Source organism: Pseudomonas sp. NDM (assembly GCF_003105095.1).
Lineage (GTDB): Bacteria > Pseudomonadota > Gammaproteobacteria > Pseudomonadales > Pseudomonadaceae > Aquipseudomonas > Aquipseudomonas moraviensis_A.
In genome coordinates, this window is sequence record NZ_QETJ01000214.1 from 1 (window position 1) to 6993 (window position 6993).

Below are 6993 nucleotides of genomic sequence, written 5' to 3' on the forward strand. Positions count from 1 at the left end.
CTTTGGAATGCATTCCCCTGTGGGAGCGAGCCTGCTCGCGAAGACGCCGGACTGTTAACAAAAAACTATCTGGAAGAAACCCGATAAACCCGCTCCACCAACCACTCAGCCCCGCCCTGCAGAAACTTGGGGCTCTCAGCCAGAATATCCCGCTCTTCCAGCCTCTCCACCTGCCAACCCTGGCCCAGCAACCGCTGCACTTCACCATCGCTCACCGCAAACGGCGGCCCCGGGATCTGCGTCTGATCGTAATCCAGGGTAATCACCAACCCTTTCATCCCCTGCGCCAGCAACTGCTGCAGGTGCGTCGCGTAGCGCTCGCGCATCGCTTCCGGTAGGGCAATCAACGCGGCGCGGTCATACAACGCAGTGCAACCCGCGACATCCTCCGCCTTCAGCGCGAAAAAATCCCCGCACCAAAGTTCGACGGCATCACTTCGATAAACCTTGAACGCGCCCTGCTCGCTGATCTGCGGCTCAAGCTTGTGCTCAACGAAAAAATCCTCGACAGCCCTTTCCGCGAGCTCAACCCCAAGCACCTGATGCCCCTGCCCGGCAAGCCAGAGCAGATCCAGACTCTTCCCGCACAGCGGCACCAGCACACGCGCCGACGGTGCAATCGCCAGATCCGCCCAGTAGCGCTGCAAATACGGGTTGGCCTCGGGCTGGTGAAAGCCGATCTGGTTCGAATCCCATTTCTTGTACCAAAACTCAGGCTGCATGGATCACTCCCGAAAAACCGATGAAAAACCGCAGAAACTTATATTGGATTCAGATCGATGACCTGACTGAAGATGGCTCATCTTAACGCTGAGGAGTCCGCCCATGTTGCCCAGCCTGTTTATCTCCCACGGTTCACCGATGCTGGCACTGGAACCCGGTGCCAGCGGCCCGGCACTGGCGCGACTGGCCGCCGAACTGCCGCGCCCCAAAGCCATCGTCATCGTCTCGGCACACTGGGAAAGCCACGAACTGCTGGTCGGCAGCCATCCGCACCCGGAGACCTGGCACGACTTCGGCGGCTTTCCGCGAGCGTTGTTCGAAGTGCAATATCCGGCGCCGGGCAATCCGCAGTTGGCAGCCGAAGTGGCTGAGCTTCTCAACACCAATGACCTGCCGTCGCGCCTCGATCCGCAACGACCGTTCGATCATGGCGTCTGGGTGCCGTTGTCGCTGATGTATCCGCAGGCCGATATTCCGGTGGTGCAAGTCTCGCTGCCGAGTCGCGGCGGCCCGGCACTGCAGACGCGAGTTGGCCGTGCTCTGGCGAGCCTGCGCGAGCAAGGCGTTCTGTTGATCGGCTCCGGCAGCATCACCCACAACCTGCGCGAACTGGACTGGCACGCCGGGCCGGAAAGCATTGAGCCGTGGGCGCGGGATTTCCGTGACTGGATGATCGCCAGGCTTGCCGCCGACGATGAGGCGGCGCTGCATGATTATCGCCAGCAGGCACCGAGCGCCGTGCGCAGCCACCCGAGTGAAGAGCATTTGTTGCCGTTGTTCTTTGCTCGCGGTGCTGGCGGGATTTTCAGCGTGGCGCATCAGGGTTTTACGATGGGCGCGTTGGGTATGGATATTTATCGCTTCGGTTGAGGCCTTCGCGAGCAGGCTCGCTCCCACAGACGCCAAAACACAGGCAAAAAAAATCCCCGAACCAGTCGGGGATTTTTTATCTGCGATCAATCAGCCCAGAGGCGGATCAATCTTCGCGATAGCGACGCAGCTTCAACTGCTTGCCAGCAACGCGAGTGTCCTTCAGTTTGGTCAGGAGTTTTTCCAGACCTTCTTCCGGCAGCTCGACGAGGCTGAAGCTGTCACGCACCTGGATGCGACCGATCGCTTCACGGGCCAGACCGCCTTCGTTGAGGATGGCGCCCAACAGGTTTTTCGCAGCGATACCGTCACGCGCACCCAGCGCGGTACGGCAACGAGCACGGCCTTCGCCCAACGGCATTGGCGCGCGACGCTCGCGATCACCACGGTCCGGACGATCGCCGGAACGCTCAGGACGGTCGCCACGCGGTGCGTTGTTCGGCACCAGTGGACGTTCCTTCTCGATCGCCGCCAGGTTCAGCGCTTGACCGTTGGTAGCCTTGCGCAGCAGCGCAGCGGCCAGTGCACGCGGGGTGCAACCGATGTCGGCGGTCAGGCGATCGAGCAGCTCACCGTGAGTCGATTCGGCATCAGCGACCAGCGGCGACAGGCTGTTGGTCAGTTTCTTGATGCGGGCATCGAGCACAGCCTGAGCGTCCGGCAGACGCACTTCGGCAACCTTCTGACCGGTTACACGCTCGATCACTTGCAGCATGCGGCGCTCACGTGGAGTCACCAGCAGCAGGGCACGACCTTCGCGACCCGCACGGCCGGTACGACCGATACGGTGCACGTAGGATTCCGGGTCGTACGGCATGTCAACGTTGAACACGTGAGTGATACGCGGAACGTCGAGACCACGGGCAGCAACGTCGGTCGCCACAACGATGTCCAGACGGCCATCTTTCAGCGAGTCGATGACGCGCTCACGCTGGTTCTGGGCGATATCACCGTTCAGCGCGGCGGCTTTGTAGCCTTTGGCGTCGAGGGCGCTGGCCAGGTCCAGGGTGGCCTGCTTGGTGCGCACGAACATGATCAGTGCGTCGAAGTCTTCGACTTCCAGCAGGCTGAGCACGGCCGAGGTTTTCTGGTCAGCGTGAACCAACAGGTGAGCCTGTTCGATCGCGGTAACAGTCTGGGTCTTGGTCTGGATCTTGACGTGTTGCGGATCGCGCAGGTGGCGTTCGGCAATGGCGCGGATCGACTGCGGCAGGGTCGCCGAGAACAAAACGGTCTGACGGGTCGCTGGCAGAGCCTTGAAGATGACTTCCAGGTCATCCATGAAGCCCAGCTTCAACATTTCGTCGGCTTCGTCGAGAACCAGATGGTTCACGGTCGACAGGACTTTCTCGTCGCGACGCAGGTGGTCGCACAGACGACCCGGAGTGGCGACAACGATCTGTGCGCCATTACGGATTGCCTTGAGTTGCGGGCCCATCGGCGCGCCGCCGTAAACGGCCACGACCGTAACGCCTGGCATTTGCTTGGCGTAGGTTTCAAAAGCGGTTGCTACTTGCAGCGCCAACTCTCGGGTTGGCGCCAGGATCAGGGCTTGCGGTTCGCGCTTGGCAGGATCGATGCGGTGCAGAATAGGCAGTGCGAACGCGGCGGTTTTACCGGTACCGGTTTGCGCCTGGCCAATCATGTCCTGCCCGGCCATGATGATCGGGATCGATTGCTGCTGAATCGCCGAAGGCTCCTCGTAGCCGGTCGCTGCGACGGCTGCAAGAATATTCGGGTTGAGATTAAAAGCGGCGAATCCGCCGGTTTCCTGGGTCATGGGTCTGCCTCTAAGTGCATCCGCAAAGACCCATGCTCCAAAGCTGCGCATGCCGTGTTGAGACTCAAGAGTCGCCCTGGCAGCTTTGTCGGCGGGGATTTGCGAAAACGAATGAATGAAGATGAATCGTCAAGGAAGAGCCCGCAGTGCGGACGTGCAGCCGAAGCTGACTTCGGGAAATTGCGCTACCTAAACGCGGCCCGGTTAAAGGCCGGCGCGCACTATACCGGATTTTGCCCAAAAAGGGAGCTTTTTTTATCGCCACAACCCGTGTGTCACCGCCGTGTAACGGGCTTTTGCGGATAATCGTGCAACGGTCTATTTTGCAAAGGCCCGGCCCTGCGGGTGATGACGCTTAAACGGTTCACCGACCTGCGGCAAAGCGCCGCGCACCCGTCCATCCTGCTCGAGGAATTCTTCATGAATCAGCCCTGCGCCGGCCGCGTCAGCCGAGAAAGTCGTGGTCACGTGTACCTGATCGGCCTTGATCGGGCGGCCAAGCGCAATGCCTTCGACCTCGATCTGCTCAATGAGCTGAGCCTGGCTTACGGCGAGTTCGAAGCCGACCGCGAAGCGCGGGTGGCCGTCGTGTTCGGCCACGGCGAGCACTTCACCGCCGGGCTCGATCTGGTCAATGCCAGTGCCGCACTGGCCGAAGGCTGGCAGGTTCCGACCGGCGGTTGCGATCCCTGGGGTGTTTTCGTCGGGCCCCGGGTGAGCAAACCGGTGATCGTCGCCGCGCAAGGTTACTGCCTGACCATTGGCATCGAGTTGATGCTGGCGGCAGACATCAACCTGTGCGCGAGCAACACCCGCTTCGCGCAGATGGAAGTGCAGCGCGGGATCTTTCCGTTTGGCGGGGCGACTTTGCGTTTCCAGCAGATCGCCGGCTGGGGCAATGCGATGCGCTGGTTGCTCACGGGCGATGAGTTTGATGCCCACGAGGCGTTGCATCTGGGCCTGGTGCAGGAAGTGATGGCCAGCGAAGACCTGATGCCGCGGGCGATCGAGCTGGCCGAACGGATTGCCCGGCAGGCGCCGCTGGGCGTGCAGGCGACGTTGATGTCGGCGCGAAAGGCGCGCTATGAGGGTGAGACGGCCGCGGCGCAGGCGTTACCGGCGCTGGTGAAAAAGTTGCTTGCTACTGAAGACGCCCGGGAGGGGGTGCGGTCGCTGGTGGAGCGGCGGCCAGGGATCTTCAAAGGAGTTTGAGAAGTCTGGCGCCTCTCGAGGCGACATCGCGAGCAGGCTCACTCCTACATTTGAAATGCAATCCCCTGTAGGAGTGAGCCTGCTCGCGATAGGGCCGGCACGGCCCTCGTTTCAGGTCGCCGGGCGAATCGCCTTGATCAACGACTGCAACGAATACCCCAGCTGTGGCGCCAGCGCTTCGGCCCGTTGGGTCAGCGCCTGCAGATCCAGCGTCTGATCGAGGTCCGCCGGGACGATCAGAATCACGTTGCCCTCCTTCACCGGCAGCTCCCAGTAATGCCGGTGATAAAGGCCGCGCAACAACGCCGCGCCCAGTGGTTTACCATCGTCGGTGGCCCACTGGTTGATCACCAGCCAGCCGCCCGGATTCAGGCGCTTCTGGCAATCGCCGAGAAAGCTCCAGGCCAGATGCCCGACCCCGGGCCCGACATCGGTGTACAGGTCGACGAAAATCAGATCCGCCGGCTCGGCAGTGGGCAGCAGCTCAAGCGCATCGCCGACGCGGATGTACAGACGCGGATCGTCATCCAGACCGAGGTACTCGATGGCCAGACGCGGCACGTCCGGGCGCAGTTCGATGGCTTCGACGTCTTCCAGCGGCAGAAACTTGAGACAGGCCTGGGTCAGCGTGCCCGCTCCCAACCCAAGAAACAGCGCGCTCTCAGGTTGCTCGTGACACAGCGCGCCGATCAGCATCGCACGGGTGTAGTCATACTCCAGCCAGCTCGGGTCAGCGGTGAACACGCAACTCTGCTCGATCGCATCGCCGAATTCGAGAAAGCGGTAATCGGCCACTTCCAGCACGCGAATCACGCCGAACTCATCCTGTACTTCGGCGAGCAGATGCTCGACGCGCTCCTCAGTCATTTCGTCTCCTGATGGTCACCAGGCGCGGTGACGCGATGGCGCCGCTGTGGCACCGTGGCAAAGCGGCGATTGTCGGCGATGGGGCGGGAACAGGTCACGCACTAATTGCTGCTAACATGGCGCTCCCCTGCGTACGAACTTCGAGACCGTGATGAGCCAACCGTGGAGCCCTGACAGCTGGCGCGCCCTGCCGATCCAGCAACAACCGCAATACCCCGACGCCGCGCACCTGCGCCAGGTCGAGCAAACGCTGGCCAGTTATCCGCCGCTGGTGTTCGCCGGCGAAGCGCGCGAGCTGCGCCGTCAGTTCGCCGAAGTCACACAGGGCCGGGCGTTTCTGTTGCAGGGCGGCGATTGCGCGGAAAGCTTCGCCGAGTTCTCCGCAGCGAAGATCCGCGACACCTTTAAAGTGTTGCTGCAAATGGCAATCGTCATGACCTTCGCCGCCGGCTGCCCGGTGGTCAAGGTCGGGCGCATGGCCGGTCAGTTCGCCAAGCCGCGTTCGGCCAACGACGAAACCATCGGCGGGGTGACTTTGCCGGCCTACCGTGGCGACATCGTCAACGGTATCGGCTTCGACGAAAAGAGCCGCGTGCCGGATCCGGAACGTCTGCTGCAGTCCTACCATCAGTCCACGGCGACCCTGAACCTGTTGCGCGCTTTCGCTCAGGGCGGTTTTGCCGACCTGCATCAAGTGCACAAGTGGAACCTGGATTTCATCGCCAACTCGGCGCTGGCCGAGAAGTACGCCCACCTCGCCGACCGCATCGATGAAACCCTGGCATTCATGCGCGCCTGCGGCATGGACAGCTCGCCGCAACTGCGCGAAACCAGTTTCTTCACCGCCCACGAAGCGTTGCTGCTGAACTACGAAGAAGCCTTCGTGCGCCGCGACAGCCTGACCAACGATTACTACGATTGCTCGGCGCACATGCTGTGGATCGGCGACCGCACCCGCCAGCTCGACGGCGCGCACGTCGAATTCCTGCGCGGGGTGAACAACCCGATCGGGGTCAAAGTGGGTCCGAGCATGAACCCCGATGACCTGATCCGCCTGATCGACGTGCTCAATCCCGACAACGATCCGGGCCGTCTGAACCTGATCGCGCGGATGGGCGCAAACAAGGTTGGCGATCACCTGCCGGCACTGGTCCGCGCGGTGCAGCGCGAAGGCAAGCACGTGCTGTGGAGCTCCGATCCGATGCACGGCAACACCATCAAGGCCAGCAGCGGCTACAAGACCCGCGACTTCGCGCAGATCCTTGGCGAAGTGAAGCAGTTCTTCCAGGTGCACGAAGCGGAAGGCAGTTATGCCGGCGGCATCCACATCGAGATGACCGGACAGAACGTCACCGAGTGCATTGGCGGCGCGCGGCCGATTACCGAGGATGGCTTGTCCGATCGTTATCACACCCATTGTGATCCACGGATGAATGCCGACCAGTCGCTGGAATTAGCGTTTCTGATTGCCGAGACGTTGAAGCAGGTCCGGCGCTAAACCGGATCCCGTGTAGGAGCTGCCGAAGGCTGCGATCTTTTGA

The 6993-nt window shown here is 61.8% G+C and carries 6 protein-coding genes; 3 read left to right on the forward strand and 3 right to left on the reverse strand.

Translation table 11 applies throughout. The annotated features are described in order from the left end of the window. Window positions 1–65: 65 nt before the first annotated feature. On the reverse strand, window positions 66–722 hold the full coding sequence (locus DCO47_RS24735; RefSeq protein WP_065616894.1) for a thiopurine S-methyltransferase: 657 nt from the start codon (window positions 720–722) through the stop codon (window positions 66–68). Between the two features lie 103 nt (window positions 723–825). Here DCO47_RS24735 and DCO47_RS24740 point away from each other — a divergent pair, with 103 nt between their 5' ends. After that, complete coding sequence (locus DCO47_RS24740) at window positions 826–1593, forward strand: class III extradiol ring-cleavage dioxygenase (RefSeq protein WP_042607878.1); 768 nt, start codon at window positions 826–828, stop codon at window positions 1591–1593. Window positions 1594–1699: 106 nt separating this feature from the next. Here DCO47_RS24740 and DCO47_RS24745 read toward each other — a convergent pair whose 3' ends face one another. Next, window positions 1700–3373, reverse strand: coding sequence for a DEAD/DEAH box helicase (locus tag DCO47_RS24745; protein ID WP_042607879.1), 1674 nt, complete (start codon window positions 3371–3373; stop codon window positions 1700–1702). 420 nt (window positions 3374–3793) lie between these two features. On the opposite strand from DCO47_RS24745, the gene DCO47_RS24750 reads away from it, so the two are divergent. Continuing rightward, window positions 3794–4585 carry a crotonase/enoyl-CoA hydratase family protein gene (locus DCO47_RS24750; RefSeq protein ID WP_083354295.1) on the forward strand — a complete coding sequence of 264 codons (792 nt, stop codon included), beginning with the start codon at window positions 3794–3796 and terminating at the stop codon, window positions 4583–4585. Between the two features lie 111 nt (window positions 4586–4696). Here DCO47_RS24750 and DCO47_RS24755 read toward each other — a convergent pair whose 3' ends face one another. Continuing rightward, complete coding sequence (locus DCO47_RS24755; RefSeq protein ID WP_042607880.1) at window positions 4697–5452, reverse strand: spermidine synthase; 756 nt, start codon at window positions 5450–5452, stop codon at window positions 4697–4699. A 151-nt stretch (window positions 5453–5603) separates the two neighbouring features. Between DCO47_RS24755 and DCO47_RS24760 the strand changes: the two genes are divergently transcribed. Next, window positions 5604–6950, forward strand: coding sequence for a class II 3-deoxy-7-phosphoheptulonate synthase (locus DCO47_RS24760; RefSeq protein ID WP_116659129.1), 1347 nt, complete (start codon window positions 5604–5606; stop codon window positions 6948–6950). Window positions 6951–6993 lie beyond the last annotated feature (43 nt).

Excerpts from the sequence above, each read along its gene's own strand:
- DCO47_RS24745 (WP_042607879.1), bottom strand. The coding sequence starts at position 3,373 with ATGACCCAGGAAACCGGCGGATTCGCCGCTTTTAATCTCAACCCGAAT.
- DCO47_RS24755 (WP_042607880.1), bottom strand. The coding sequence starts at position 5,452 with ATGACTGAGGAGCGCGTCGAGCATCTGCTCGCCGAAGTACAGGATGAG.
- DCO47_RS24760 (WP_116659129.1), top strand. The coding sequence starts at position 5,604 with ATGAGCCAACCGTGGAGCCCTGACAGCTGGCGCGCCCTGCCGATCCAG.
- DCO47_RS24740 (WP_042607878.1), top strand. The coding sequence starts at position 826 with ATGTTGCCCAGCCTGTTTATCTCCCACGGTTCACCGATGCTGGCACTG.
- DCO47_RS24750 (WP_083354295.1), top strand. The coding sequence starts at position 3,794 with ATGAATCAGCCCTGCGCCGGCCGCGTCAGCCGAGAAAGTCGTGGTCAC.
- DCO47_RS24735 (WP_065616894.1), bottom strand. The coding sequence starts at position 722 with ATGCAGCCTGAGTTTTGGTACAAGAAATGGGATTCGAACCAGATCGGC.